This window comes from Mesorhizobium sp. YC-39, from assembly GCF_025753795.1.
Taxonomy (GTDB): Bacteria; Pseudomonadota; Alphaproteobacteria; order Rhizobiales; family Rhizobiaceae; genus Mesorhizobium.
This window is the reverse complement of sequence record NZ_JAOWPS010000001.1, coordinates 154,862-181,422: the sequence shown is the minus strand read 5'-3', so window position 1 is coordinate 181,422 and position 26,561 is coordinate 154,862. Positions and strand designations below refer to the sequence as shown.

Genomic DNA, 26,561 nt, shown 5'->3' with positions numbered 1-26,561 from the left:
GACATTCAGCGCAATAAAAATCTCCAGCCACTTTCAAGCAGCCGTTTTCAGCCATGCCCTCCATTATTTCCATTTCCGGGGTCACCAAGACCTACGCCACCGGCTTCAAGGCGCTGAAGGAGATCAACCTCGAGATCGAGCGCGGCGAGATCTTTGCGCTGCTCGGGCCGAACGGCGCCGGCAAGACGACGCTCATCTCGATCGTCTGCGGCATCGTCAACCGCTCGTCGGGCACGGTGACGGTGGACGGCCATGACATCACCCGGGACTATCGCGCGGCGCGCAGCCTGATCGGGCTAGTGCCGCAGGAGCTGACCATCGACGCGTTCGAGAGCGTATGGGCGACGGTCAATTACAGCCGCGGCCTGTTCGGCAAGCCGGCTAACCCAGCCTTTGTCGAGAAGGTGCTGCGCGATCTCTCGCTGTGGGACAAGAAGGACGCCAAGGCGATCACGCTGTCGGGCGGCATGAAGCGGCGGCTGATGATCGCCAAGGCGCTGTCGCATGAACCCAGGGTGCTGTTCCTCGACGAACCGACCGCCGGCGTCGACGTCGAGCTGCGCCAGGACATGTGGGCGATGGTGCGGCGGCTGCGCGAAGACGGGGTGACCATCATCCTGACCACGCACTATATCGAGGAGGCCGAAGCGATGGCCGACCGCGTCGGCGTCATCAATCGCGGTGAGATCGTGCTGGTCGAGGAGAAGGCTGAACTGATGCGCACGCTCGGCCGCAAGCGGCTTGTGCTGGAATTGCGCAGCCCGATCGCCGCCATCCCCGAGACGTTTTCGCGCTATGGGCTGGAGCGTTCGCCGGACGGCGGACAACTGACCTATACCTATGACAACCAGAGCGAACGCCCGGGCGTTGCCTCGCTGATCCGAGACCTTGAAGCGGCCGGCATCCAGTTCCGCGACATCGACACGCAAAACAGCTCGCTCGAGGAGATCTTCGTCAATCTGGTGAGGAAGGACGCATGAACCTGCGCGCAGTCTGGGCGATCTACCGGATGGAAATGGCGCGCGCCTTCCGCACGGTGCTGCAGAGCATCGTCTCGCCGGTCATCTCGACATCGCTCTATTTCGTCGTCTTCGGCTCGGCCATCGGCTCGCGCATCACCGAGATCGACGGCATCAGCTACGGCGCCTTCATCGTGCCGGGGCTGATCATGCTGTCGCTGTTGACGCAGTCGATCTCCAATGCCTCCTTCGCCATCTATTTCCCGAAATTCGTCGGCTCGATCTACGAATTGCTGTCGGCGCCGGTGTCCTATCTGGAGATCGTCATCGCCTATGTCGGGGGTGCGGCGACCAAGTCGATCATACTCGGCCTGATCATCCTAGCGACCGCTTCGCTGTTCGTGCCGCTTCACGTCGAGCATCCGGTCTGGATGCTCGCCTTCCTGGTGCTAACGGCGGTGACCTTCAGCCTGTTCGGTTTCATCATCGGCATCTGGGCCAAGAGCTTCGAGCAATTGCAATTGGTGCCGCTTTTGATCATCACGCCGCTGACCTTCCTTGGCGGCAGCTTCTATTCGATCGACATGCTGCCCGGCATCTGGCGCACGGTGACGCTGTTCAACCCTGTCCTCTATCTGGTCAGCGGCTTTCGCTGGAGTTTCTACGGCAAGTCCGACGTCTCGATCGGTATCAGCCTCGGCATGACGGTCGTGTTCCTGCTCGTCTGCATAGCGATCGTCGCCTGGATCTTCCGGACCGGCTACCGGCTGCGAAACTGACGGATCCTGCTTAGATTGCCTTGATCAGGCGCAGCAGCCCCAGCATCTCGATATAGGTCCCCTTGCGGAAGGCGATGTAGGTCGGCTCCTCGATGCCGTGAAAGCGGCGCTTGAAGGCCGCCTGGCCCTGCAGGTTGAACTTGCTGCGATTGACCCATGGCGAATCATAGGCGCGCTGGAAGGCGTTACGCCAGAAGTCGCTTTCGGCAAAGCCACTCGGTCCGATGTCGACAAGCGGCGACAGGCCGAGCGTCACGACCGAGATGCCTTCCTCGCGAAAACGGTCGACGGCGAATTTGGTCAGGCCGATCTCGGCATGCGGCGTGGCGTCGACATGCTTGCGCTTGAACGAGGTGGTGTAGCCGATCACCTTGCCGCCGCTGAACATTGGATCGAAGTCGAGCAGGGCGACGAGTTCGCCGTCAGGGCCATGGAGGACGAAGCGGCGCATGTCGATGCCGAGCTGATCGTTGAAAGGGCGGTTGAGGAAACCCATTTCCCATCGTTTGACGATGCGGTCCGCCCGCCAGTTCTGCGACAGCCGCTGGATTTCGTCGAGAAAGACGGTGCGCTTGTCCTCGTCGAGGGAAAACCCTTTCTTCAACAGCCAGCGCTCGGAATAGCGCACGGTTTCGTTGCGCTTTCCCGAAAAATCATGCGCCGGCAGGACCAGCCGCGTATCAATGCCGAGACGATTGACCTGGTAGCCGAGCCCGGCCAGCACGCGCGCCGTCTCTTCGCCGATCTGCACGAACCAGGGACTGCCGGCGGCCTCGACGAAACGCCTGATATAATCGGGCCTATCCGGCGGATGAACCACCGGGTCGCCGAGCGCGAAATGGTGCTTCATCTTGGTGCCGAAGGCGATGTAGCCGTCGGCATCGCCGAAATAGGAAAGCTTTTGCTGGACGGCGGTCGAATAGGCGAGCGAAAAATCGCCATGCCGGCGCACCAGCGCCAGGCGCTCGACATGCGTCAGCTCCCGCCGCTCGACCTTGGGGGCTGCGCCTTCCAGCAGCCGATCGAAATGAATGCGCAAGGAGGGCATGGTCGAGGTTCCGCGTGCCGCTTGGGTAATGGAGGCCAGCCCGCGGCCTCGAATCAGTCGCCTTGTGCGATTGATTGCCGATCATATCGCGCAAGCGCCATATAGGATGCAATCGGCGCCGACTGAAGGGAAATCTCCACCAAGTGGCGGTGGCTCCATCCCGGAGTCATCCGCCGGATCGAGTTGCGCCCAGCGGCTGCGCCCTTTGACTTTCCATATATTGCTATATATCATGTTATGCTTAAACAGGGACGTGTTGATTATGGAAGACGTCATCCGATCTCTTGGCTTCCTGTGCCTGGGCAGCAGGTTGAAGCGTATCGGCGAGCAGTTGCAGGCGGATACGCAGCGAGTTCTCGATCGCCTGGATGTCCCGGTCCAGTCGAGCCAGTATCCGCTGCTGGCCGCGCTCGACAGGCTGGGGCCTCTGCCGGTTGGGGAACTGGCACAGGCTCTTGGGATTGCGCAGCCGGGCATCACGCGAAGCGTGGCGCTTCTGGCCGAACTGGGATTGGTCGAAGTCAGCCCGTCGAGCAATGACCAGCGGCGCAGGATTGTCTCGCTCACCGGGAACGGTCGACGGCTCGTCGATGTTGCCAAGCGCGACGTCTGGCCACGCATCGAGAAAGCCGTCGCGGATTTGTGCGCGGAGCGTTCGGGACCGCTTCTTGACCAGTTGGCCGCCATCGAGGAGGGCCTGGCCGAGGTCCCCCTCGACCGTCGCGTGGAAAGGGCGGCCGTGCCATGAATCACGTCCTCGACCGTCCCATCTGGAGCGCGCTTGCGACGCGACATCAGGCTTTTGCACAAGGTGACAGCCTCGCCAGGCGATACCTGCCGTCGATCGTTCCTTTTGCCGCCACCGCAGCGGACGACGCGGAAAGCATGCGGGCGCTGAACAGGCTTATTCCCCCGCTCGAAAGCGCCATCCTGGTCCAGGCTGACGCAATCACCTTGCCCGCGGAGCTTTCCGCCACTTCGACCGCGTCCCTGGTGCAGATGACTGCCGAACAGCCGGTGCAGACCGTGTCCGACGAGCGTGTGCAACGACTGACGCAACACGATGCGGCCGAGATGCTCGCCTTGGCAATGGTCACCAAGCCCGGCCCATTCACACTGGAGGCGCTGAGCCTCGGCGATTTCTGGGGCGTGAAGATCGAAGGCAGACTTGCGGCGATGGCCGGCGAACGCATGAAGCAGCCTGGCCATACCGAGCTTAGCGGCGTGTGCTCGCATCCGGATTTTCGCGGCGGCGGCCTGGGAAGGCTGTTGTCCCTGTTCGTGGCAAATCGGATCATGGCGCGCGGCGAAGTTCCCTATCTCCACGCCTATGCCACCAACGTCGCGGCCATAAGACTGTACGAGTCCATTGGCTTCCGGTTGAGAAGCATGATGAATATGGCCGTGGTTCAGCGTGCCGACTGAAGGGTCCGGCGTAAAGGCTGATGCATCCCGGGTAACGAGAGAAGGAAGGATTTCGTATTGCCGAAATCCTTCCTTGAGACTGCAAACCAAGCTTGCCGCGTGTCAGACCGCGATCTTGCCGCCGCCCTGCTTGGTGATGGCGACCACCGACGGCCGCACCGGCATGTCAGGCTTGAAGTCCGGCCAGCGGGTCGACAGGTCCTCATAATAGGAAGGGCGGCCGAAAGGCTCCCAATCATCGCCGCCGTCGGCAGGATGCTGGACGGCGACAAAGGCGGTCTGGTCGTCCGGCAGGAATAGCGGACCGCACATCTCGGCGCCGACCGGCACGCGGAAGAACAGTTTCGAGGTCGCCCGCGCCGTCCCTTCCGTATCGACCGCCCACAAGCCGTCTGTGCGGCCGGTGGCTTTCGGCCCCTGACCGTCGGTGGCGACCCAGAGGCGACCGGCCGAATCGACCGCGCAATTGTCCGGCATGCCGAACCAGCCATTGGCTGTGGTCGCGGTCGAGAAGGTGGCGCCGACGTCGGCCACCGAGGGATCGCCGCATTTCAGCAGCACATCCCACTTGCCCTTGGTGGCGGTGAAATCGCCGTCGTCCTCTGATATCTCGATAATGTGACCAAAGGCGTTTTCGGCGCGCGGATTGGCGGCGTCGACCTGGTCGGCCTTGCGCTTGGAATTGTTGGTCAGCATGACATAGACCTTGCCATTGACGGCATTGGGCTGGATGTCTTCGGGACGGTCCATCTTGGTGGCGCCGAGAAGGTCGGCGGCGCGACGTGTCTCGATCAGCACATCGGCCTGGCCGGCAAAGCCGTTCTCGGCGGTCAGCGGGCCCTGGCCAAAGACGACCGGCAGCCATTCGACCGAACCGTCCTCGGCGAATTTGGCGACGTGGAGCGTGCCGTCGTCGAGCAGGTCCATGTTGGCGGCGCGGTCGTTCGGGTTGAACGTGCCCGTGGTGACGAATTTATAGACGTAATCGAAGCGCTCGTCGTCGCCGAGATAGAAAACGACGCGGCCATCCTTGGCGACGATGGATTCGGCGCCCTCGTGCTTGAAGCGGCCCATGGCGGTGCGCTTCTTCGGCGTCGAGGTCGGATCGTTGACGTCGACCTCGACGATCCAGCCAAAACGATTCGGCTCGTTCGGCTCCTTGCCGAGGTCGAAACGGTCGTAATGCGCCGCCCATTCATAGGCGCCTTCGGGAATGGCCAAGCGCTTGTAGTTGGCGGCTTCCTTGTGGCCTTCCGGTAATTCGCCCGAGAAATAGCCATGGATGTTTTCCTCGGCCATGACATAGGTGCCCCAGGGCGTGACGCCGCCGGCGCAGTTGTTGACGGTGCCGATGACTTTCGTGCCGGTCGGGTCGGCGCTGGTCTTGACGCGGTCGTTGCCGGCGACCGGACCGGACAGCTGCATCTCGGTGTTGGAGGTGATGCGGCGGTTGAGCTTGCCGTCGCGCACCACTTGCCATTTGCCCGCCTCCTTGCGGATTTCGACGACGGTGCCACCGTGCGCGGCCATCTCGACATCGATCTGTTCCTTGCTGAGGGGGGCGACTTCGAGCTCTTTCTTGCCGTCCTTCTCGACGATCTTGACGATACCCGGGAACATCAGATGCGAATTGGTGTATTCGTGGTTGACCACGAGCAGGCCATGCTCGGCCGAGCCGTCGATCGGGATATAGCCGACATAGTCGTTGTTGTAGCCGAACTGCCTTGCCTGGGCCTCGGCCGACTGCTTGACCGGATCGAAGTCCGGCGAATCGGCAAACAGCGGATCGCCCCAGCGCAGCAGCACGTCGGCGTCGTAACCAGGTGCGACGTGATGCTTTTCATCGATGCCGGCTTCGAGTTCGTCAAAGGTAAAGGCCGATCCTTCGGCCGCACGAGCATTGTCGGCGGTGATCAGCGCCAGCGGGCTGACGGTGGCGGCGATGGCCGAGACGGCCAGCGATCCCTTAAGGAAACCGCGGCGCGAAAAGCGCGCGGCGATGATCTCGCCCATGGTGGGGTTGTCTGTGGGATTGGTGGCCGGGCCGTCGTTGTCCTCGAGCAGGCTGGTGCGGAATCGGGTGTCGGGGGAGCGATGTTCGGTCATGGGCTGCCTCTGGCTTCCTGAGTGGCTGGAGCATGTTATCTGGGTCGACCCCCGTACAGGCGGCAGATCACAGAATGATGACGCGCCGGCTAATTTCCGCTCCGATTTTCGTGTGTCCTGTCAGCCCGGCTTGACCGCGGCCGATGCTTCGGAAACAAGGTCTGCGACACGCGCGGGAAGGACCGCATCTAGGGGGACGGGAATTGAGTTTCTGGGGACTGGTGCAGCTCGGCATTTCAACGATAATCTTCCTGCTGGCGGCGGCGGCCGCCAAGCAATGGGGGCTGGCGCCAAGCCTCGGCAAGATCGTGCTGACGCTCGGGCTCTATTCGCTTGGCAATCTGGTCATGCTGAGGCTGGTCCGTGAGTTCGGCATGTCGGTGTCGTTCAGCCTGTCGGCTGTCATCCAGCTGGTGTCGGTGAACGTGGTGGCGCTGGCCTTCTTCGGCGAGCGGCTGAACGCCTTGCAGGCGACCGGCGTCGTGCTCGCCATCGCGGCCGTGGCGCTGATCACGCTCGGGCCCTATCTGCAAAGGCTGTAGTTGAATTGCTGATGACAGGCCGATGAAGCACCCGCTGCTCAACTGGATCGAATTCCCGGTACTGCTTGCCGGCGTGATCATCGCCGGCGGGCTGTGGGGGTTCGAGGAGCTGATGGAAGTGGCGCGCGCCACCACGCCGCACGCCTTCGATACCGAGATCCTGCTCGCCTTCCGCAAGGCGGGCCAACCCGACAGCCCGATCGGCCCGCCATGGCTGGAAGGGGCGATGCGCGACATCACCAGCCTCGGCAGCTCCAGCGTGCTCGTGCTGATCACGGCGGCGGTGATCGTCTATCTGCTGCTGATCCGCCAGCCCGGAACGGCGCTGTTCATATTCGTGGCGGTGGCGGGTGGGCAGGTGCTGTCGAGCCTGCTGAAGGTTGGGGTCGACCGGCCCCGCCCCGAACTGGTTTCGCACCTCGTCAACGAGACCTCGCTTTCATTTCCGAGCGGCCATGCCATGCTGTCGGCGGTGACCTACCTGACGCTCGGCTCGCTGGCGGCGCGCTTCCTGCCGGACCGGACGACGAAGATCTTTGTGCTGGCGCTCGCGGTGCTGACGACGGTGCTGGTTGGCGTCAGCCGTGTCTATCTCGGCGTTCACTGGCCGTCAGACGTGCTGGCCGGCTGGTGCGCCGGCTTCGCGTGGGCGATGCTGTGCTGGCTGACGGCGCGCTTCCTGCAGCGGCGCAAGGTGGTGGCGGATGATGCGTGACCTACATGTTTGGTATATGCATTATGATTCTTGAAACATCATAATAATGGTATTATACACTCGTATTGCAGACTCAGACGGGGGTTCTGGCCGATGATTGCCGCCGCGCAGATGCGCGCCGCGAGGGCGCCGGCCGGCATCGATCAGAAGAACCTCGCCGAGCGCGCAGGCGTTTCGCTTCCAACCATCCAGCGCATGGAAGCGAGCGACGGCGTGGTCAGGGGCGTGGTCGACACATTGACGAAGGTCATCCAGGCCCTTGACGAGGCCGGGGTGGAACTGATCGGCGAGAACCAGACCAGCGAGCGCGGGCGGGCAGGGGCGTGCGCCCCAAGCCGGCCGTGCCGCCCAATCCGAAAGCTGAGCCGGCATAAAGTCGCGACGGCGACCGCCGACAGTCCTGCCGACGATCCCGCCGCTTTTCAGGAGCGGAAGGCCGTTCATGGATCAGATCCGGCAGGCAAATCATCAACCGGTCCAAAGACCGGCAAAGTCGACATTTTCCGAGCTGTTCACGCCTAAGCTGGTGACGGTTCTGCGCGAGGGCTACACATCGGAGCACCTCAAGGCCGATGCCATCGCCGGGCTGACAGTGGCCATCGTGGCGCTGCCGCTGTCGATGGCGATCGCGATTGCTTCGGGCGTGACGCCGGAGCGCGGCCTGTTCACCGCCATCGTCGGTGGTTTCATCGTCTCGGCGCTCGGCGGCGGCCGCTTCCAGATCGGCGGCCCGGCCGGCGCCCTCATCGTGCTGGTGGCGGCGACGGTCCAGCGCGAAGGCATCGACGGGCTGCTGCTGGCGACGATGATGTCCGGCGTCTTCCTGCTCGCCATCGGCTACCTCAGGCTCGGCACCTATATCAAGCCCCGCCTGGTCGACCAGATAGAAGATCGCATTGGCTCGCCGCCCGACATCGTCTCGCTGAACTGGATGCGGCTGTGGGGCTGGATCAGACCGAGCAGGATCTCCGCCGCACCTCGACGCCGAGGTCGCGCAGATTGTGGCCGTTGCCGCGCCGCGCCGATTTTCTTGAGTGATACGCCGCGCCCGACGCGGCGAATTCGTAACCCTACTCGGCGGCCGTCTCCGATGGCGCCTCTGCCGGACCCGAGGGCTCTGCCTCGGCACGGGGCTTGCGCCGTGAAAACAGCGACCTGAGCGTGACGTAGAACACCGGCGTCAGGAACAGGCCGACGAAGGTGACGCCGAGCATGCCGGAGAACACCGCGGTGCCCAGCGACTGGCGCATTTCTGCGCCCGGGCCTGTTGCGATCATCAGCGGCACGACGCCGAGGATGAACGAGAAGGCGGTCATTAGGATCGGCCGCAGCCTGAGCCGGCAGGCTTCGACGGCAGCCTCGGCGGCCGAAAGGCCGCGTTCCTGCGCCTGCCGCGCGAATTCGACGATCAGGATCGCGTTCTTGGCGGCAAGCCCGATCAGCACGATGAGGCCGATCTGCACGAGGATGTTGTTGTCCAGCCCTCGGAAAGACACGCCGAGCAACGCCGCGAGCACGCCGAGCGGCACCACCAGCACAATGGCGAACGGCAGCACCCAGCTTTCATATTGCGCCGCCAGCGCCAGGAACACGAACAGCACCGACAGTCCGAAGATATAGACAGCGGCATTGCCGGTGTTGCGCTCCTGATAGGCGAGCTCGGTCCATTCATAGGAGGTACCGGCCGGCAGCGTCTTTGCCGTGATCCCTTCCATCAATGCCAGCGCGTCGCCCGTGGAAACGCCGGGCGCCGCGTTGCCCTGCAGCGGCACCGAGACATACATGTTGTAACGCTGGACCAGCGCCGGGCCGGTGACGTCGCGGATCTCGATCAACGTGCCGAGCGGAACCAGCGCGCCGGTCGCCGAGCGCACCTTCAGTTTCAAGATGTCGGCGCGATCGAGACGGAACGCCTGGTCGGCCTGCGCCCGCACCTGGTAGACGCGCCCGAAAGCGTTGAAGTCGTTGACGTAGGCGGTGCCCAAATTGATCGACAGCGTCTCGAAGATGTTGGGGATCGGCACGTTCAGGATGCGCGCCTTGTCGCGATCGATCTCCAGGAAGAATTGCGGGCTCGACGCGGAGAACGTGGTGAACACGCCCGTCAGCCCCGGCGTCTTGTTGGCCTCGCCGGCGATTTCGTTGGCAAGCGCCAGGATCTGCCGCATGTCGGCGCTGTTGCGCTCCTGGATCTGCAGCTTGAAGCCGCCGGCATTGCCGACGCCGCGGATTGGCGGCGGCGGCAGTGCGATAATGAAGGCTTCCTTGATGCTTTGCAGGCTGCCGAACAGATTGCCGATGACCTGGGTCGCCGACTGGCCGGCTTTCAGTCGCTCGTCAAACGGCCTGAACCTGGCGAAGATCACGCCCGCGTTGCTGGCGTTGGTGAAGGTCGCGCCGGAGAAGCCGGCGAAGGCGACTGCGTAGTCGACGCCTGGCGTTTTCTGGATGATCTGCGACGCCTGCTGGATGACAGCATCGGTCCTCGACAGTGAAGCGCCGTCCGGCAACTGGACGACGACGATCGCATAGCCCTGGTCGAGCGACGGAATGAAACCGCGCGGCACCGTCTGCACCATGTAGACCGTGGCGTAGATGAGGGCCGCGAAAACGGCCAGCATGGCGGTGATCGCTATCCACGAGCCGACCAGCACGCGGACGATGCTTGCATACCAATGGGCGACCCTGTCGAAGCCGCTGTTAAAGCCGTCGGCGAGCGCCCGTCCGAACCGCGCCAGGAAAAAGCGCGGCGGCGCCGCCGCGGCGTGGTGCGGCTTGAACAGCAGCGCGGCCAGCGCGGGCGAAAGCGTCAGCGAATTGAATGCCGAGATCGCCGTCGACACCGCGATGGTGATCGCAAACTGCAGGTAGAACTGCCCAGAAATGCCGGGGATGAAGGCTGTCGGTACGAACACGGCTATCAGCACCAGCGAGATCGCGATGACCGCCGTTCCGACTTCGTCCATGGTCAGGTGCGACGCCGGATTGGGCGCCAGCCCACTGGCGATATTGCGCTCGACGTTTTCGACCACGACGATCGCATCGTCGACGACGATGCCGATCGCCAGAACGAGGCCGAACAGCGTCAGCATGTTGAGCGAGAAGCCGGCGGCGTAAAGCACCGCCAGCGTGCCGATCAGCGACACGGGGATCGCCACGATCGGCACGATCGCCATGCGCCACGATTGCAGGAAGACGATGATGACGATGATGACCAGCACCATCGCCTCGAGGATCGTCTTGTAGACCTCCTGGATCGACTCGGCGACGAACTCGGTCGGATTGTAGACGATGTCGTAGCTCAATCCCTTGGGGAAGTCGCCTGAAAGCTCCTTCATCTTGTCCTGGATCTCCGCGGCTGCGGCGAGCGCATTGGTGCCCGGCCGCTGGAAGATGGCGAGCGCCACCGCCGGTTTGCCGTTGAGATAGGAGTTGGTGACATAATCCTTGGCGCCGAGCTCGATACGCGCCACGTCCTGCAGCGAGATCAGACGGCCGTCGTCGGTCGATTTGACGATCACGTATCGGAAGTCGCGTGCGTCGTTGAAGCGGCCTTGCGTGGTGACAGTGTACTGGAACGCCGTGCCGGTGTTGGTCGGCGGCGCACCGATCGAGCCGCCCGACACCTGGACGTTCTGGTCGCGCAGCGCCTGCACCACATCGCCCGAGGTCATCCCCAGGGCGGACAGTTTTTCCGGATCGAGCCAGATGCGCAGCGAATATTCGCGTTCGCCGAAGATGATGAGGTCGCCGACGCCGTCTAACCTGAGCAGTATGTCGCGCACCCGCGAGCGGGCGTAGTTCGAGACGTAGAGCTGGTCATAGGTATTGTCGGGCGACAGCATGTGCACGACCATCATCAGGTCGGGCGAGCTCTTGGTGGTGGTGATGCCGAGGCGGCGGACTTCTTCGGGCAGGCGCGGCTCGGCGACCGACACGCGGTTCTGCACCAGCACCTGCGCCTGGTCGAGATCGGTGCCCAGCTTGAAGGTGATGGTCAGCGCCATCGCCCCGTCGCCCGACGAATAGGACGACATGTAGAGCATGCCCTCGACGCCGTTGATCTCCTGCTCGATTGGCGTTGCCACCGTCGCTGCGACCGTCTCGGCGTCGGCGCCCGGATACTGCGCGCGAACGACGATGGTCGGCGGCGCGATCTCAGGATATTGCGCGACCGGTAGCTGGGTATAGGCAATCCCGCCGAGGATCAGCAGGACGATCGAAACGACCGATGCGAAGATCGGACGGTCAACGAAGAAATGTGCGAACCTCATTGCTGCAACTCGGCGGTCTCGGCCTTGGGCGGCAACGTCACCATCTCGACCTTCACCTTGGTGCCGGGCCTGGCGTGCATCAGCCCGTTGACGATGATCGTCTCGTCGCCGGTCAGGCCCGCGCGGATCACCCGGTAGCCGTCGAGACGCGGGCCGGTGCGCACGGGCTTCGCCGACACCATCCCGGCCTCATCCACCAGGAACACGATGCGGCGATCCTGATCGGCGCCGATCGCCTCGTCGGGCACCAGCACGCCGCTATGCGGCAGCGACCCCGGCACGTTGATGCGCCCGAACATGCCTGGCTGGAGAACGCCGTCGGCGTTGGGAAACCTTGCACGCACTCGCATGGTGCCGGTCGCGTTGTCGATCCGGTTCTCGGCAAAATCGAGCTTGCCTTTGAATACCGCCTCCGTGCGGTCGGCGACGCGAACCACCACATCGAGCCCGCCGGCGCCTTCCTGCATGCTGCCGCCGCGCTCCTTCGCGTCGCGGGCGTAGCTGAAATACAGGCGCTCATCGACGTCGAAATAGAAGTCGATCGGATCGCGCGTAACGATGGTCGTCAGCAAGGTGGAATCCGGCTGCACGAGGTTGCCGACTGACACCAGCCGGCGGTCGATGCGGCCGGACAAGGGCGCCTTGATCTCGGTGAATTCCATGTTCAGGCTGGCCGTCGTCAGGGCAGCCGTCGCGCCCTGCATCTGCGCCTGCGCCGAAAGGTACTCCCGCCGGCGGTCGTCGACCGTCGCGGTTGAGATATTGCCGGTCTTGGCGAGTTCGTCGGCGCGATCCAGCTGCATCTTGGAGAATTCGAGCAGACTCTTGGCGACGTCCACCTGCGATTTGGCGGCATCATAAGCCGCCTGGTACGGACGCTTGTCGATGGTGAAGAGCAGGTCGCCCTTATTGACCAGTGCGCCGTCCTGGAAACTGACCTTGTCCAGATAGCCGCTGACGCGCGAGCGGATGGCGACCTGGTCGACGGCGTCGAAGCGCCCGACGAACTCGTCGTCTTCGACGATTTCACGAACCACCGGCTTGGCCGCCGTCACCTCGGGTAGCTGCTGGTCCTGCGCAAACGCAGTGCTGCTGAAAGCCATGCCGAGCAGGAATGCCGCCGACGCGGCGGCGCGGGCAAGCCAGCCGGCCGATCGACGGGGCCGCCCGCCCGCGTCGCGATGCAATTGCCCATTCCCTGGGGTGTCCATTTGCGTCCTCGCTCGCTGGACCCGGAGGTCGGTTGATCCGCTTCTACGCTCAGGCTTTTCGATGAGATCAGAGCACTGCAGTGTTGTGTATGGCGACATGATCATTTTCCATGTGAGCTGAAATGTCCACCCTGTGGCTGCCTCGCCATCGGGCTAGGGTCAGTCGCGATTTAAAGGATTCAGGATTCCTTTGATGGGCGGCCTATGATTCATATTGGTCGAAGGAGACCGATATTGGCATTACCACGCTGGCCGGGTTCAATGGACTGCAACACTGCGGCATCGAGCAGTGCGTTGACATATCCCTCCCGCTGCAGCCGTTGTTCCGCCTCATTGAAGACGATACATCGACACAGAGAACCAGTTCGAGATCCACCGAGGAAACCTGCTCCGCAGTGGCTGACAGCGACGGTGTCAGGCTCACCGCCAGAGCGAATAGCACGCCTCGTGCCCGTTCGGGTTTTTTCCGACCAGCGAAGCGTGGAATGAAGACATCTTCTCGGCGCGTCCATCCGGTTGGTCAAACGGGAGGATGCTGCCGGGACTTTGTCTCACATCACCCGCATGGGTGAACCGGGCTACGCTTTTGCTGGATAGTGTGCGCTATAGCGCGCTGTCTCTCTGAGGCACAACGCGCCACTGGATGTTACCTTCCCGACCACGGAGTTGGTCGATGCGTGTGGAACGAACTGAGCGGGCCATCGACCTTCGCCGACGAATGTTTGTTAGCGAAGGTCTCCTGGATGGGCTCCAAGGTGCCGCTCATAGCCCACACTCTCAGTCGAGCGTCAGCGCCGCCACTTCGCCCTCATTCATCAGCGGCACATAGATGGTCGACTTGCCGTCGGTGCCGATATCGGCGCTGCCCGGCTTGAAATGCGCAATCGCCTCGGGCGTGCCGCCGGCCTGGTAGCGATAGAGCGTGCCGGTCATGTAGGCGGTGGCGTAGATGCTGCCGCCGATGGCGATGACGCCGTCGAGGTCGGCGAATTTCTGTGCGCCGGGCAGCGGCGTGACCACCTTGCTGGCGAGATCGACCGAGAGCAGCCCGCCCGGCTCGGCGGTGCTGAAATCCGGCTTGATGCCCTTGCCCCACGAGGCGACGATCAGCCTGTTGCCATCGGCGAAGATGCCATTGGGCGAAGCGAGCGCTGCATCCTTCGCGAACAATTCCGGGCGGTCGCCGTCGATGCGGTAGATCGCATCGGCCAGCATGTCGGTGACATAGACCTTACCGGAGCTGTCCGCGGTCATGTCGTTGAGGAAGACGGCATTCGGCACATCGATCGTCGAAACCAGCTTGCCGCTTTCGAGATCGACGACGCGCGCATGGGTGATGTCGGCGACGTAGAGCTTGCCGCCCGAGATCGCCATACCCTTGGGTGCGTCCATGCCGTCGGTCCAGTGACGGGTGGTGATCTTGCCGTCGAGCGACAGCACCGACAGATAGCCGTTGCCGTCGGCGTCGCCGGGATTGCCGACGATGTTGGAAACGATGATGCGTTGGTTGGCGGCGTCGAACAGCGCCGATTCCGGCTGCTCGAAGCCGGCGGCACGCCAGATTTCCCCGGCATGGGCGGCAGGCATCGTTGCGACGCCGATGACAGCGAGAAGTGTCGAGCGGATAAGGGTTTTCATGGTTGGTCTCCTGTGGTGATAACGGAGACCTAGATTTTCCGATACTTTTCTGGAAGGTTGATTGCGGCTAGTATCGAAAATCGATACGAAACTGCGGCAAAGAGGTGCATCGCATGAATGGCCTGATCTTCGAGGCGCTGAAGCGGACACTGAAGGCGAAGGGCGTCACCTATCGCGAACTTGCCGAACGCATGGGTGTTTCCGAGCCGACGGTGAAGCGCATCTTCCATGAACGCAATTGCAAGCTCGACCGCCTGATGGACATCTGCGCTGCCGTCGGCGTCGAGCTCGAAAACGTGCTCGGCTCGATGAACCGGGGGCCGGGGCCGGTCAACCGCATCGCGCCGGAGATCGAACGCAAACTCGCAGGCCGGCCGGCGCTGCTGTTCATGTTCGTCATGCTCTCCGAAAAATTCACGCCCGAAGGCATCATGCGCTCGCAAGGCTTGAGCGAGGCCTCGATGTTCCTCTATCTGCGCGAGCTTGAGGATCTGGGCCTCGTCGCGCTCGGTCGTGGCCTGTCGGCAAGGCTGCTGGTCGAGACGCCGATCCAGTGGAATTTCGAAGGGCCACTCAGGCCGCTGTTCGAGATGACCAACAAGAATTTCATCGGCTGGGCGATCACGCATCTGGAGCGGGAGGCGACCTTCGTCAGCTTCTCCAGGCGAATGCGACCGGAGACGGCGGAGATGGTGAGACGCGAAGCGGAGGAGCTGGCGGAGCGCGCCAAATTGCTTGCCCATCACGATCAGCACACGACGCCCGAAGACGGGCTCACCGGCTATAAATGGACATTTGCCTTTGGCGCGACGCCGTTTCCGGCGATCATGCCGATCGGCCCGCATCCCCGCGATGCCGGGGCGTCCGACCGGCCCGCCGCTCCTGCAAAGGGACGCCGTCCTTTGCCGGCCTGACACAGCCAATCATCCCGAGCAGGATTGCATCTGCATTCATGGTAGAGTTCGCGCACTGATTTGCCAGTAGAGGGCGGGTTTGCCGAATGCGTGACACGTCCCGTGAAATCGAAGTGATCCTATGCCGACCGCGCCAACACTTGAACTTCGCCGCTATTCACGCCTGAAAAATTTGCGGGAGCGCGCAGAACGCCAGGGTGCTGCATTGCAGTTCTGGGCGCGTACGGCATCGCTCGCCGCGATCTCCTGCTTCTTTTCATTGATCAGCCGCTGGGATGCCTCGCTGCTCTTCGTGCTGGCGGGCCTCGTGCTGTTCCAGCTCGTCGGCCTGATCCAGTTTCTCTTTGCGCGCCGCCGCAACGCGCCATGGTGGATCGGTTACCTCGTGGGAACGCTGGACATCATTCTGTTGACCGTTCTGCTGGTAACGCCCAACCCGTTTTCCCTGGAGGTCGCGCCGGCCGCGATGCAACTGCGCGAGGGCAGCTTCAAATTCCTGCTGATTTTCGTATGCCTTGGCGCGCTGACCCTTTCGACACGATTGGCGCTCTATCTCGGCGCGCTCGCGGCCTTGACATGGGCGATCGGGGTGGGATGGGTGATTTTTCATGCGGGAACCGTCATTCCGGCGACGAACCTCTATTCGCTGCCGATGACAGAGCGACTGAACCTCTATCTCAATCCCAATTTCGTCGATACATTCGCGCAGGCGACTAATGTGTTGGTTGTGCTGATTATCGGCGCGATCATGGCGCTGGTCGTCTCTCGTTCCCGACATCTGTCGGAAGACTATGTCAAGGCGGAGCGCGCCCGCGCCAATCTCGCCCGGCATTTTTCGCCCAATGTCGTCGACCAGCTCGCCACGGATGACGAGCCCTTCGGCCCGGTCCGCCGGCAGGATATCGCGGTGCTGTTCGCCGACATCGTCGGCTTCACACACTATTCCGAGGATCATCCGGCCGAAGCAGTGTTCGAACTTCTGCGTCAGTTCCACCGTCGCATGGAGCAGGTTGTTTTCGACCACCATGGCACAGTCGATAACTATATCGGCGATTGCATCATGGCGACATTCGGGGTTCCGCAAGCCAGCCATGACGACGCGACTCGGGCCATCCAGTGCGCTGAAGCGATGATCGCCGCTCTCAAAGACTGGAATGTGCAGCGGGTGTCCAGGGGATATCCGCCGCTGGACGTTCGGATCGGTGCACAATATGGCGCAGTCGTCATCGGCGCGGTCGGCAGCGAGCGCAATCTGTCCTTCGCGGTGGTGGGCGACACCGTCAACGTCGCCAGCCGTTTGCAGGCGCTATGCCGTGAGCTTCAGGCGAATATTTGCTTTGGGTCACGACTGATTGAGACCGCGCAGGCGGAATCGCCCACGACACAGTTGAATGCGCGCGATCATGGACCGGTGGGCATCCGCGGCCGGGACGAACCGGTCCATGTTTGGGTCGAACACAGAGCCGAAAACCAGGGCGCTGCTGTTGCGGTCTCGGCGTGATATAGGCCGCCATGTGAAACGCCTGCACCTCGGCCGGATAGCGGCCGCGCCATAGGGGTATGTCCTGACCAGGCCGAAAGCCGTCACGTGCCTGAGGTGATTGCTCCAGCCTTCGCGGCTGCGGCGTCTGTGCCTGCCTTGTCGTCCCAGGTCACTGCCCGGTAGTCGAAGCCGTATTCCAGCGTCGGCTTGACGATGCGGAAGAAGGGCGACAGGTCGAAGTCGCGCGGCGTGTAGAGCGAGTGGTGGCGGATGTGCAGGATTTCCCTGCGCATATAGCTTGACTGCGCCGAGGCGCGGCCGGGTGCGCGGGTGATCTCGGGCAGGATCGGATAGCGGATCTGGCCATAGGCCTCGGCGATCAGCGTCGAGCAGATCGCACGCGTCGGATCGCCGGACCCGAAAGCCAGCATGCGGCGGCGCCAGCGCACCGGCACCGGCGGCGTCGGCAGGAAATAGCGCAGCATGTCGAAAATGTTCTTGAGATCATATCTGAGGCCGAGCTTGCCGATCATGAAAGCGACGACCTTGTCGCGATCCTCTGGCGACAGCCCGCTCGCCCGGCAGATGCGGGTGTTGTAGGTGCGGTAGCGCGACAGCGGCACGGCGACGCAGCCTTCGCCAAGCGTGACCTCGATCAGGCGGCGCCGTTCCGATCCGTCCGCCGGTTCCGGCAAGGCATCGCCGACATAGAAGGCGGCATGCGACCAGGTCGACTGGGTCAGGTACTTGATTGCCGCCGAGATTTTCTGGTTGCCCTCGACGAGCAGGATGTCGCCGGGCTCGAGCGTCCGGCGCAGCGTTTCGGCGTCGGACGGCGTGTAGGGCTCATAGCCGGAGGATTCCTCCTGCAGCCGGCCGGCAAGCCAGCGGCCAAGTCGGTCCAGAAGCGTGTCGCCGGGCTCGGTCATGGTAGATGGCGATTAGCATATCGAGGTGGGTGGAAGCCAGCCGGGCGGCTGGGCGACAGTGCTGCGGAGAGGCCCCTTCATCCGGCTGCTTCGCGGCCACCTTTTCCCCGCTGGGGAGAAGAGGCTGGCATCGACGCTGGCGTCTCCTCTCCCCTCGGGAGAGGTCGGATTGCCCCGAATTGCCTTTCGCAATTCGGTTGGCAATCCGGGTGAGGGGTAGCGCCGATCAGCCGCCGGGCGCCGCAGCATCCGCCTGCGGCGCAGTGGCGAGATCCTCGCGCACTTTGCGGGCAAGTTTCCTTGTCGAGCGTTTGGGGCTGTCACCGAACAGCTCGGCCGCCTCGGCAAGACAGGTCTTCTTCAGGCTTTTTTCCGAGCGTTTCAGGAGCTTGCCCAGGAGCCGCGTTTCTTGGCGAGAGCCGAGCGGCTGGTCGTCGGCATCAAGAAGCGCGCGCATGACGAACACATCGTGCAGTTCGCCCAGCCGCTCACCCAGTTCATCGACCGCCTTGCGCCGGGCCTTGATCGGCGTCGGCCACAGCCTTCCAAGCAGCGACAAATGCATGCCGTGGGTCTTGGCTGCCTTGCGGAGATCGTGGAAATCGTCCGCCTCGCCGCGCGAGCCAGCCTTGTCCAGCGCCTTTCTGGCGCGCCGCAAGGTGGCGCGGGCGCCCTCGGCAAGTACGTCGGCGGCCTGCTCCGGCTGGTCGGGCAAGACAAGGCTGTCGACCCGGTTGATGCCTTCCTCGCAAGCGGCAGTCGCTGCACCTATCGCGGCACCGAGGCCAGCGCCGCCATGCAATTCCTGCTGGCGAGCGACAAGCCTGTCGCGGACCTCATCGAGACCGCCGCCTGCACTGTGTTCGGGAAAGCTTGCCGCCAGCCGGTCGATGGTCTCGACCAGCGCGGTTGCCTCCCGCGGGCCTGCCAGCAGAGCCGACACCTGGCGGTAGCACTGGTTCTCGGTCTGGCAGAATGTTTCGTCTCCGGAACGGACCAGGCGCAGCAGGGCGCGAACGTTTTTGAGGCGCTTGCGGCATTTGTGCAGCCCCTGCTCCGGCCTGTCGTGCGCCGTGTTCAGATGGACAAGCGCCTTGCCGATCTCCTCGACGAGAATGCGCCTGACCTCGCCGGTCAGCGGCAGGCGTGGATCAATGCGAAAGCTCATGCCGCGATCTCCGGAATCCCCCCAAGGGCGAGCGACGCGTTGTAAAACCCCTGCTCGCCGGTGACTTCGCGGCCGAGCCAGTCTGGCAGCATTTCGTCCGGCACATCCTCCGGCGTCTCGAGTTCGGCAACCACCAGACCGCTAAGCATCCCGCCGAAAACATCAACTTCATAGAGATAGCCGCGATGCCTAACATGGTGGCGTGTCTTCTCGATGACACGTCCGATGGCGAAGGCCAGCAACTCCTGCGCCTCGGCCAAAGGGATCGGATATTCGAATTCGTCGCGCTCGCGGGCCTTGCTGCCGAATTTGAGCGTCAACTTTGCCGAGGCATTGTCGCTGATGCGCACGCGCACGCTACGGCCCGGTGATGCGGCAAGGTAGAACTGGCGAATGCGGATATCCGCCTCGGCCAGATCCCGCCACTCGGAACCGGAGACCAGGAACTTGCGTTCGATTTCCTTGACCATGGCCGCGCACTAAAGCGCGGGATGGCTGATATGGCAAGCCATCTCAGGTTGCCTTCGACCAAGTGCAATGCAGCCGGCATACCGGTACTTGACATTTAATCAATCGATTGATTAAATACTTGACATGAGCAAGACCCCGAACGCCCCGCGCCGCGACCCCGCCGAGATGACGCGCACCGCGCTCGTGCGCGCGGCGCTGAAGCTGTTCGGCCGGCAAGGCTATGACGGCACCTCGACGCGCGAGATCGCGGCGGAGGCCAAGGCCAATATCGGCTCGATCGCCTATCATTTCGGCAGCAAGGAAGGCCTTCGCACTGCTGCGGCCGACTATATCGTCGAGACCATCCAGGCCATCGCCGGCCAGGCGATCGGCAATCCGCAGGCGCCAAGCGATTCCAAAGCGGGCGATTCCAAAGGGGGCGACCCCGAAGCCGCCCGGGCACAACTCCTTGCCGCGCTGGAACGGATGGTGGCCTTCGTCGTGGCGAGGCCCGAAGCTGGCGAGATCGTGCAATTCGTACTGCGCGAGCTTTCGCATCCGACAGCGGCGCTCGACCGCATCTATGACGGCGTGTTCGAGCCGACGCATCGCCGGCTCTGCCTGATCTGGGAACAGGCGACGGGCGAGGCGGCCGAGAGCGAGACGACCCGGCTCACCGTGTTCACACTGATCGGCCAGGTCATCTATTTCCGCATTGGCCGCGAGGCGGTGATGCGCCGCATGGGCTGGCGCGAGATCGGCGACGCCGAGGCCGCAAAGGTGGCGGCGGTGGTGGCGGATAATCTTGAGGCCATATTGGCTGCCCGGAAGGATCGTAGACCATGAGCTTCCTCTGCTCCCTGCCGCTCGCCGCGCAGCTTTTCAGCGCCTGCGCCCCGGCCGCACCGCTTGCCGTCGGCTATGTCGAGGGCGACTATGTGCTGCTGGCGCCGATCGAGGTGGCGCAGGTCGAGACCGTTGCGGTGAAGCGCGGCGATCGCGTCGCGCCGGGCACCCCTGTGGTGACGCTGGAGAGCGCCGACGCCAAAATCGCTGTCGCACAGGCCGAAGCCGGACTCGCCCAGGCGCAGGCGCAGCTCGCCGATCTCAAGGTCGGCAAGCGGCCGGAAGAGATCGCGGTGCTGAAAGCGCAGGTCGACATGGCGAGAGCCCAGGCCGCCGACGCCAAGCGCAGATACAGCCGTGCCAGCGACCTGTTCAAGCGCGGCACCGGCACGCAGGCCGATTTCGATACCGCTTCCGCCACGCTGGAGACGGCCAATGCGCAGGTCGGCCAGGCTGAGGCCAATCTCGCCGTTGGCGGCCTGCCGGCACGGCCGGAGACGATCAAGGCCGCCGACAATCTGGTCAGCCAAGCGCAATCGACGCTGGAGCAGGCCAAGTGGCGGTTGTCGAAGCGCGTGCTGGCGGCGCCCTCGCCCGGCCGCGTCACCGATGTGATCCGCAATCCCGGCGATACGGCCGGCCCGACGGCGCCGGTCATCTCGATGCTGCCCGACGGCGCGGTGAAACTCAGCGTCTATGTGCCGGAAAGCGCGTTCTCGTCGGTGAAAGTCGGCACGCTGCTCGGCGTCCATTGCGACGGCTGCGGGCCGGATCTCAAGGCGCGGGTCAGCTATGTCTCGCCGGACCCGGAATTCACGCCGCCGGTGATCTACTCGCTCGAGAACCGACAGAAGCTGGTCTATCTGGTCGAGGCTAGGCCGGAGGGCGATGCCGGTCCGCTGCAGCCCGGGCAGATCGTCGATGTCGATCTTGCGGACATCGGAAAATGAACGTCATCGACGTGCATGGCCTGGTCAAGCGTTTCGGCGACAAGACCGTTGTCGACCACGTGACGATGACGGTGGCCGAGGGCGAGATCGTCGGCTTCCTCGGCCCGAACGGTTCGGGCAAGACCACCACGATCCGCATCATGTGCGGCTTGCTGACGCCCGACGAGGGCGAAGGCACGGTGCTGGGCTTCAACATCCGCACCGACAGTCTGAGGATCAAGCGCGAAGTCGGCTACATGACGCAGAAATTCTCGTTCTACGAGGATCTGACGATCGGCGAGAATCTTGAATTCGTGGCACGGCTCTACCGGCTGAAACCGGTCGGCGAACATGTCGCCAGGACGCTGGAAGACCTCGGCCTGACGTCGCGCCGGGACCAGTTGGCCGGCACGCTGTCCGGGGGCTGGAAGCAGCGGCTGGCGCTGGCCGCCTGCATCATGCACAAGCCGAAACTACTGTTGCTCGACGAACCGACGGCGGGTGTCGACCCGAAGGCCAGGCGCGAATTCTGGGACGAGATCCATCGGCTGGCCAGCGGCGGGCTGACCGTGCTGGTCTCGACCCACTACATGGACGAGGCCGAGCGCTGCCACCGCATCAGCTACATCTCCTATGGCAAGATGCTGGCCACCGGCACGGTGGACGAGGTGGTGAAAAATGCCGGGCTGACCACCTTTGTCCTGCAGGGCCTAAAGCTCGACCAGGTCGCGACTGCGCTTCAAGGCCGCCCCGGCGTCGACCAGGTGGCGCCATTTGGCGCGACGCTGCATGTCGTGGGCTCCGACAGGAAGAAGCTTGAAGCCGCGCTCGCCGATGTCGAGAAGGAGCACAAGGGCGTGACGGTGAGCCCCGGCGAGACCAGCCTGGAGGACGTGTTCATCCAGTTCATGTCCGGCTCGAAGGACAATATGGCCAAGGACAACAAGGGATGAATGATTTGTTCTCCTTCGCTCGGCTCGGCGCGCTGCTGATCAAGGAGTTCATCCAGATGCGGCGCGACCGCATCACCTTCGCCATGATGCTGGGCGTGCCGCTGATGCAGCTGGTGCTGTTCGGCTATGCCATCAACAATGATCCGAAGAGCCTGCCGGCAGCGCTTGTGGCGATGAGCAGCGACCCCTACACGCGGGCCATGGTCTCGGCACTGCAGACCACCGGCTACTACCGGTTCGACCATGTCGCGCAAAGTGCCGAGGAGGCCGAGTTCCTGATGGCGCGCGGCGATGTCGCCTTCGTCGTCACCATCCCCGCCGATTTTGCGCGCCGCGTCGAGCGCGGCGACAGTCCGCAGATCCTGATCGAGGCTGATGCCACCGATCCGGCCGTGGCCAGCGGCGCTATTTCGACGCTGGGCACCGTCGCCAATCAGGCGCTGCTGCGGGCGCGCGGCATGCAGGAGACTGCCGCCGAGACTGCCCGGGGCCAGCTCGAAGTGGTGGTGCACCGGCGTTACAATCCCGAAGGCATCTCGCAATACAACATCGTACCCGGCCTGCTCGGCGTCATCCTGCAGATGACGATGGTGATGATGACCTCGATCGCGCTGACGCGCGAGACCGAGCGCGGCACGATGGAGAACCTCTTGGCAATGCCGTCCAGCCCGCTCGAAATCATGCTGGGCAAGGTGCTGCCCTATCTGGCGGTCGGCGCCGTCCAGGTCATGGTGGTGCTGGCGGCGGCGAAGCTGCTGTTTGCCATACCCTTCATCGGGTCGATGTCGCTGCTGTTGACCGCAGTCTTCATCTTCGTGCTGGCGCTGGTGCTGCTCGGTTATACGATTTCGACGATTGCACGCACGCAGATGCAGGCGCTGCAGCTCACCTTCTTTTTCTTCCTGCCGTCGATCCTGTTGTCCGGCTTCATGTTCCCCTATCGCGGTATGCCGGACTGGGCGCAGGTTTTTGGCGAGATCCTGCCGCTGACGCATTTCCTGCGCATCATCCGCGCGGTGATGCTGAAAGGCGCCGAACTGCCGGCGGTGGCGACGGAAATCGGCTGGCTGGTGGTGTTCGTGGCATTGTTTGCCGGCGTCGCGCTGGTGCGATTCAGGCGGACGCTGGACTGATTTTCCCCACATCCCCCGCGCGGCAGATGCCGGGCGCGGCCAGCCATGGATAATGGCGGCTGGCGGTGGATTACCTCGCCGATTTTGAGAATGCTGTTTTTTCAAGGAGACATGAAATGAGAAAGTCGTTGATTTTCAGCCTCGCAATGCTGGCCCAGGCTGCCGGCTATTCCAGCATGAGCAACGCTTCGGCCATGACGCTTGGCCGGGTCACGGCGCCGGCCGCGCAGGACGGCATCGTCATGGTCCTGTGCAAGTATGGCACGCCGCATTGCGTCAATCCCAACCCCGGCCCGAAGGCGCCGACGGGTCAACACCACCACGTTTCCGGATGACGGCTGGGTCGATCCGGACTGCAAATGCTATTCCGGCCTGTGCGATTTCCCCAACGAGGACTGGTTCGGATTCCCGCAGCTGTGATCCCGCCGAAATAAGCTGGCGCCGTCGCTGGCATGTTCACTACACCCGCTCCGGCTTGCCGGGGCGGGCCTCACCCTACGCCGCCATGATTTCCGCATAGGCGGCGAAATCGACATTGCCGCCCGATAGCACCACGGCGACGCATTTGCCTGTCAGCTCGATCTTGCCTGACGCAAGTGCCGCCAGGCCAACGCAGCCGCCGGGCTCGACCACCAGCTTGAGATGGGCCATGGCTCAGCATCAAAGCGACAGTTCCATAATCCTCGATGGCAAGATCGGTGCCAACGATGCGCCCGCATCTGCAAACTGCGCGTTTCATCGACGGCTTTTTGCTGGATGATCCCGAGACACCGGCGACGGACGCTGGAGAGGTCGGTCGTTTCATTTCAGCATGACCAGGTCTATACTCCACGGAGGACAGGCCAGATCGATGGATCGTAAGCTTTCCGCCATTCTCGCTGCAGATGTTGTGGGCTATTCCGCCCAGATGGAACGCGACGAGGCCGGCACGTTCGAGCGCCTTCGTGCTCGACGCAAGGAACTGTTCGAGCCTGAGATTGCCCGCTATCACGGCCACATCTTCAAGCTGATGGGCGATGGACTGCTGGCCGAATTCGGCAGCGTCGGGGACGCGGTCGAATGTGCCGTTTCGTTGCAGCACGCCTTGGCGGAACGCAACGCCGCCGTTTCCGAGGATCATCGGATACGCGTCAGGATCGGGATCAATCTCGGCGAGGTGATTGTCGAGGGCGAGGACCGATATGGCGAGGGCGTCAACGTCGCTGCCAGGCTCCAACAACTAGCGGAACCTGGCGGCATCTGTGTCTCGGCAAAGGTCGCAAAAGAGGTTGAGAAGAAGTTGGCTTTCGGCTTTGAGCCGATGGGCCAACAGAAGCTGAAGAACATCGCCGAACCGGTGCAGGTGTACCGGGTGCTGCTCGATCCCGCGGTGGCGGGAAAGCCCATGGCTGTCAATCGACACCCACGCTTCAGGCGCAATCTGGCCGTCGCTATTGGGGTCCTTGTTGTTACAGTCGGCCTTGCAGCAGCGTGGTGGCGACCGTGGGAGCCACCGCTTCGGCCCACCGCTCTGACGGCCAATGCGAAAGCCGACACCCGGCCATCCCTCGTCGTGCTTCCATTTGACAATCTCAGCGACGACAAGGCGCAAGGTTATCTGGCTGACGGTTTCACCGAGGACCTGACCACAGAACTTGCACGCGTGCCCGGCCTGTTCGTCGTATCGCGAAACGCGGCTTCCACCTACAAGGACAAGGAGACTAAACCCGCTGAGGTCGCCGCAGCGCTTGGCGTCCGGTACATACTGGAGGGCTCGATACGTCGGGTCGGCGACGACATGCGTATCAACGCGCAATTGATCGACGGCTCGACCACCGGTCATCTCTGGGCAGAACGTTTCGACGGCCAGTGGACGGATGTGTTTGCGCTGCAGGACAAGGTCGTCGTCAGCATCGCAGGCGCGCTCAAGCTCCGTCTCGTCAGCGCCCAAGGCAAGGCAGATGTCGCGGGCGGCACGCGCAATCCTGCTGCCTACGAAGCTTACCTCCAGGGCATGGAAATCTACAATCGTCGCAATACTCCAGACGAGTTTGCGCAGGCGGTGAGGTTTTTCCAGCAGGCGCTGGAACTCGATCCGAATTTCGGCGTGGCGGCAGCCTCGCTCGCATGGGCCTATTGGGACATGGACGGGCCGCGGGTCAAAGCTTTAGCCTCTTCGGATATCATTGCGCTGTACAACGTCTACAAGTACCTGGGGGAGGCGGCCAAGCATCCTTCGCCGTCCTACTATCAACTCGTCGCCAGTTTGCTGGTTCGCGAGCACCGGTCCGACGAGGCAGTCGCGGTTATGTTCAAGGCAGTGGCGCTCGACCCGAGCGATCCCCTGAACTATGTCGGGCTGGCAGAAGCCCTGAATTTCAATGGCAGGCCGAACGAGGCGCGCGACTACCTCGTCGCGGCCAACCGTGTCGACCCAGGCGGCAATGACCATCGGCACTACCTGGCTGGGCTGGCTGAATTTGGCCAGGGTCGTTTCGAGGAAGCTGTCGACTACCTTGAAAGGATCGATCTCCAATCGCCCGATCCATGGCCGAAATTCTACGGCCTGCAGGTGTTGGTTTCGGCCTACGCACATCTCGGGCGCAGCGACCAGGTCGCGGCCTATAGTGACAGGCTAAGGAACGTCATGTTGGAACGAAAGGATGGAGGGGCAAATCAGCTGGTCACGCAGAGGTACTTTGTGTTCAAGAACCCGGTTGACATCGGGCGTCTGCTGGACGGCCTGGACAAGGCCGGTTTGCCGGAGTTGCCGGAAGAGGTCGATCTGGATGCGAAGGACCGGCTTACCGGTTCGGAGATCAGGTCGCTCATCCTCGGTCGTGACCTGCGCGGGGGAGGCGCATGGATAGATAAGGGAACCAGCTGGGTGCAGGAGAACTTCCTGTGCGACACCATTCCGAAGATTCAGACAACCTGCGGCGCGATCTTCCGCAATCCTGCCGGGACGCCGGAGCGACGCAACGAGTATACGGCAGTCTTCCGTTTCGATCGTTTTGAGTTTTCGACCGTCAAATAAAACCACCCGGGATCTGCCGGCTAATGTTAGTCTAGGTCGTCGC

The 26,561-nt window shown here is 63.0% G+C and carries 22 protein-coding genes and 3 pseudogenes; 16 read left to right on the top strand and 9 right to left on the bottom strand.

All coding sequences use genetic code 11. The features are described 5' to 3' along the window. The first annotated feature begins 53 nt into the window (after positions 1-53). Entirely contained in the window at positions 54-980 is a 927-nt protein-coding gene (locus OHD62_RS00920; protein ID WP_263780325.1) for an ABC transporter ATP-binding protein, read from the top strand. Continuing rightward, on the top strand, positions 977-1,738 hold the full coding sequence (locus OHD62_RS00915; protein WP_263780324.1) for an ABC transporter permease: 762 nt from the start codon (positions 977-979) through the stop codon (positions 1,736-1,738). The genes OHD62_RS00920 and OHD62_RS00915 overlap by 4 nt, the downstream gene beginning before the upstream one ends. 10 nt (positions 1,739-1,748) lie before the next feature. Here OHD62_RS00915 and OHD62_RS00910 read toward each other — a convergent pair whose 3' ends face one another. Then, positions 1,749-2,786: a phosphatidylglycerol lysyltransferase domain-containing protein gene (locus tag OHD62_RS00910; RefSeq protein ID WP_263780323.1), complete on the bottom strand. Its 1,038-nt coding sequence runs from the start codon at positions 2,784-2,786 to the stop codon at positions 1,749-1,751. A gap of 262 nt (positions 2,787-3,048) precedes the next feature. On the opposite strand from OHD62_RS00910, the gene OHD62_RS00905 reads away from it, so the two are divergent. Then, positions 3,049-3,534, top strand: coding sequence for a MarR family winged helix-turn-helix transcriptional regulator (locus tag OHD62_RS00905; protein ID WP_263780321.1), 486 nt, complete (start codon positions 3,049-3,051; stop codon positions 3,532-3,534). Continuing rightward, complete coding sequence (locus OHD62_RS00900; RefSeq protein WP_263780320.1) at positions 3,531-4,211, top strand: GNAT family N-acetyltransferase; 681 nt, start codon at positions 3,531-3,533, stop codon at positions 4,209-4,211. Before OHD62_RS00905 ends, OHD62_RS00900 begins: the two co-directional genes overlap by 4 nt. A gap of 102 nt (positions 4,212-4,313) precedes the next feature. On the opposite strand, the gene OHD62_RS00895 is transcribed toward OHD62_RS00900, so the two are convergent. Next, complete coding sequence (locus OHD62_RS00895; RefSeq protein WP_263780319.1) at positions 4,314-6,317, bottom strand: PhoX family protein; 2,004 nt, start codon at positions 6,315-6,317, stop codon at positions 4,314-4,316. Between the two features lie 203 nt (positions 6,318-6,520). Here OHD62_RS00895 and OHD62_RS00890 point away from each other — a divergent pair, with 203 nt between their 5' ends. From OHD62_RS00890 to OHD62_RS00875, 4 genes and pseudogenes are all read left to right on the top strand, one after another. Beyond that, on the top strand, positions 6,521-6,859 hold the full coding sequence (locus OHD62_RS00890; RefSeq protein WP_263780318.1) for a hypothetical protein: 339 nt from the start codon (positions 6,521-6,523) through the stop codon (positions 6,857-6,859). A gap of 22 nt (positions 6,860-6,881) precedes the next feature. Next, positions 6,882-7,574 (top strand): phosphatase PAP2 family protein, encoded by a 693-nt coding sequence (locus tag OHD62_RS00885; RefSeq protein ID WP_263780316.1) that lies wholly within the window; start codon positions 6,882-6,884, stop codon positions 7,572-7,574. 93 nt (positions 7,575-7,667) lie between these two features. Then, positions 7,668-7,948 (top strand): annotated as a pseudogene (locus OHD62_RS00880) (helix-turn-helix domain-containing protein). Positions 7,949-8,016: 68 nt separating this feature from the next. Then, positions 8,017-8,439 (top strand): annotated as a pseudogene (locus OHD62_RS00875) (SulP family inorganic anion transporter); the annotation flags it as partial. 205 nt (positions 8,440-8,644) lie between these two features. Here OHD62_RS00875 and OHD62_RS00870 read toward each other — a convergent pair. The 3 genes from OHD62_RS00870 to OHD62_RS00860 all read right to left on the bottom strand — a co-directional run bounded on the left by OHD62_RS00870 (position 8,645) and on the right by OHD62_RS00860 (position 14,697). Continuing rightward, positions 8,645-11,848, bottom strand: coding sequence for an efflux RND transporter permease subunit (locus tag OHD62_RS00870; RefSeq protein WP_263780314.1), 3,204 nt, complete (start codon positions 11,846-11,848; stop codon positions 8,645-8,647). Then, the gene (locus tag OHD62_RS00865; RefSeq protein ID WP_263782250.1) at positions 11,845-12,951 is read right to left on the bottom strand and encodes an efflux RND transporter periplasmic adaptor subunit; all 1,107 of its coding nucleotides are present in this window, start codon (positions 12,949-12,951) and stop codon (positions 11,845-11,847) included. Before OHD62_RS00865 ends, OHD62_RS00870 begins: the two co-directional genes overlap by 4 nt. A gap of 885 nt (positions 12,952-13,836) precedes the next feature. Further along, positions 13,837-14,697, bottom strand: coding sequence for an SMP-30/gluconolactonase/LRE family protein (locus OHD62_RS00860; protein WP_263780312.1), 861 nt, complete (start codon positions 14,695-14,697; stop codon positions 13,837-13,839). 113 nt (positions 14,698-14,810) lie between these two features. Here OHD62_RS00860 and OHD62_RS00855 point away from each other — a divergent pair, with 113 nt between their 5' ends. Together OHD62_RS00855 and OHD62_RS00850 are read left to right on the top strand one after the other, a co-directional pair. After that, positions 14,811-15,611, top strand: a complete 801-nt coding sequence (locus OHD62_RS00855) for a helix-turn-helix domain-containing protein (protein ID WP_263780311.1) — start codon at positions 14,811-14,813, stop codon at positions 15,609-15,611. Between the two features lie 121 nt (positions 15,612-15,732). After that, on the top strand, positions 15,733-17,112 hold the full coding sequence (locus tag OHD62_RS00850) for an adenylate/guanylate cyclase domain-containing protein (protein WP_263780310.1): 1,380 nt from the start codon (positions 15,733-15,735) through the stop codon (positions 17,110-17,112). An 83-nt stretch (positions 17,113-17,195) separates the two neighbouring features. Here OHD62_RS00850 and OHD62_RS00845 read toward each other — a convergent pair whose 3' ends face one another. The 3 genes from OHD62_RS00845 to OHD62_RS00835 form a co-directional block, all read right to left on the bottom strand. Continuing rightward, complete coding sequence (locus tag OHD62_RS00845; protein ID WP_263780309.1) at positions 17,196-18,023, bottom strand: YiiX/YebB-like N1pC/P60 family cysteine hydrolase; 828 nt, start codon at positions 18,021-18,023, stop codon at positions 17,196-17,198. A 226-nt stretch (positions 18,024-18,249) separates the two neighbouring features. Next, on the bottom strand, positions 18,250-19,191 hold the full coding sequence (locus OHD62_RS00840) for a CHAD domain-containing protein (protein ID WP_263780308.1): 942 nt from the start codon (positions 19,189-19,191) through the stop codon (positions 18,250-18,252). Next, positions 19,188-19,661 (bottom strand): CYTH domain-containing protein, encoded by a 474-nt coding sequence (locus tag OHD62_RS00835; protein ID WP_263780307.1) that lies wholly within the window; start codon positions 19,659-19,661, stop codon positions 19,188-19,190. The genes OHD62_RS00840 and OHD62_RS00835 overlap by 4 nt, the downstream gene beginning before the upstream one ends. Positions 19,662-19,785: 124 nt before the next feature. Between OHD62_RS00835 and OHD62_RS00830 the strand changes: the two genes are divergently transcribed. From OHD62_RS00830 to OHD62_RS00810, 5 genes are all read left to right on the top strand, one after another. Then, entirely contained in the window at positions 19,786-20,487 is a 702-nt protein-coding gene (locus OHD62_RS00830) for a CerR family C-terminal domain-containing protein (protein WP_263780306.1), read from the top strand. Next, the gene (locus OHD62_RS00825) at positions 20,484-21,437 is read left to right on the top strand and encodes an HlyD family secretion protein (RefSeq protein WP_263780304.1); all 954 of its coding nucleotides are present in this window, start codon (positions 20,484-20,486) and stop codon (positions 21,435-21,437) included. The genes OHD62_RS00830 and OHD62_RS00825 overlap by 4 nt, the downstream gene beginning before the upstream one ends. Beyond that, complete coding sequence (locus OHD62_RS00820) at positions 21,434-22,369, top strand: ABC transporter ATP-binding protein (protein WP_263780303.1); 936 nt, start codon at positions 21,434-21,436, stop codon at positions 22,367-22,369. Before OHD62_RS00825 ends, OHD62_RS00820 begins: the two co-directional genes overlap by 4 nt. Further along, the gene (locus OHD62_RS00815) at positions 22,366-23,502 is read left to right on the top strand and encodes an ABC transporter permease (RefSeq protein ID WP_263780302.1); all 1,137 of its coding nucleotides are present in this window, start codon (positions 22,366-22,368) and stop codon (positions 23,500-23,502) included. Before OHD62_RS00820 ends, OHD62_RS00815 begins: the two co-directional genes overlap by 4 nt. Positions 23,503-23,618: 116 nt before the next feature. Continuing rightward, on the top strand, positions 23,619-23,837 hold the full coding sequence (locus OHD62_RS00810; RefSeq protein WP_263780300.1) for a hypothetical protein: 219 nt from the start codon (positions 23,619-23,621) through the stop codon (positions 23,835-23,837). Between the two features lie 160 nt (positions 23,838-23,997). Here OHD62_RS00810 and OHD62_RS00805 read toward each other — a convergent pair. After that, positions 23,998-24,156: pseudogene (locus tag OHD62_RS00805) on the bottom strand (pyridoxal-5'-phosphate-dependent protein); the annotation flags it as partial. A gap of 196 nt (positions 24,157-24,352) precedes the next feature. On the opposite strand from OHD62_RS00805, the gene OHD62_RS00800 reads away from it, so the two are divergent. After that, on the top strand, positions 24,353-26,518 hold the full coding sequence (locus tag OHD62_RS00800; protein ID WP_263780298.1) for an adenylate/guanylate cyclase domain-containing protein: 2,166 nt from the start codon (positions 24,353-24,355) through the stop codon (positions 26,516-26,518). Positions 26,519-26,561 lie beyond the last annotated feature (43 nt).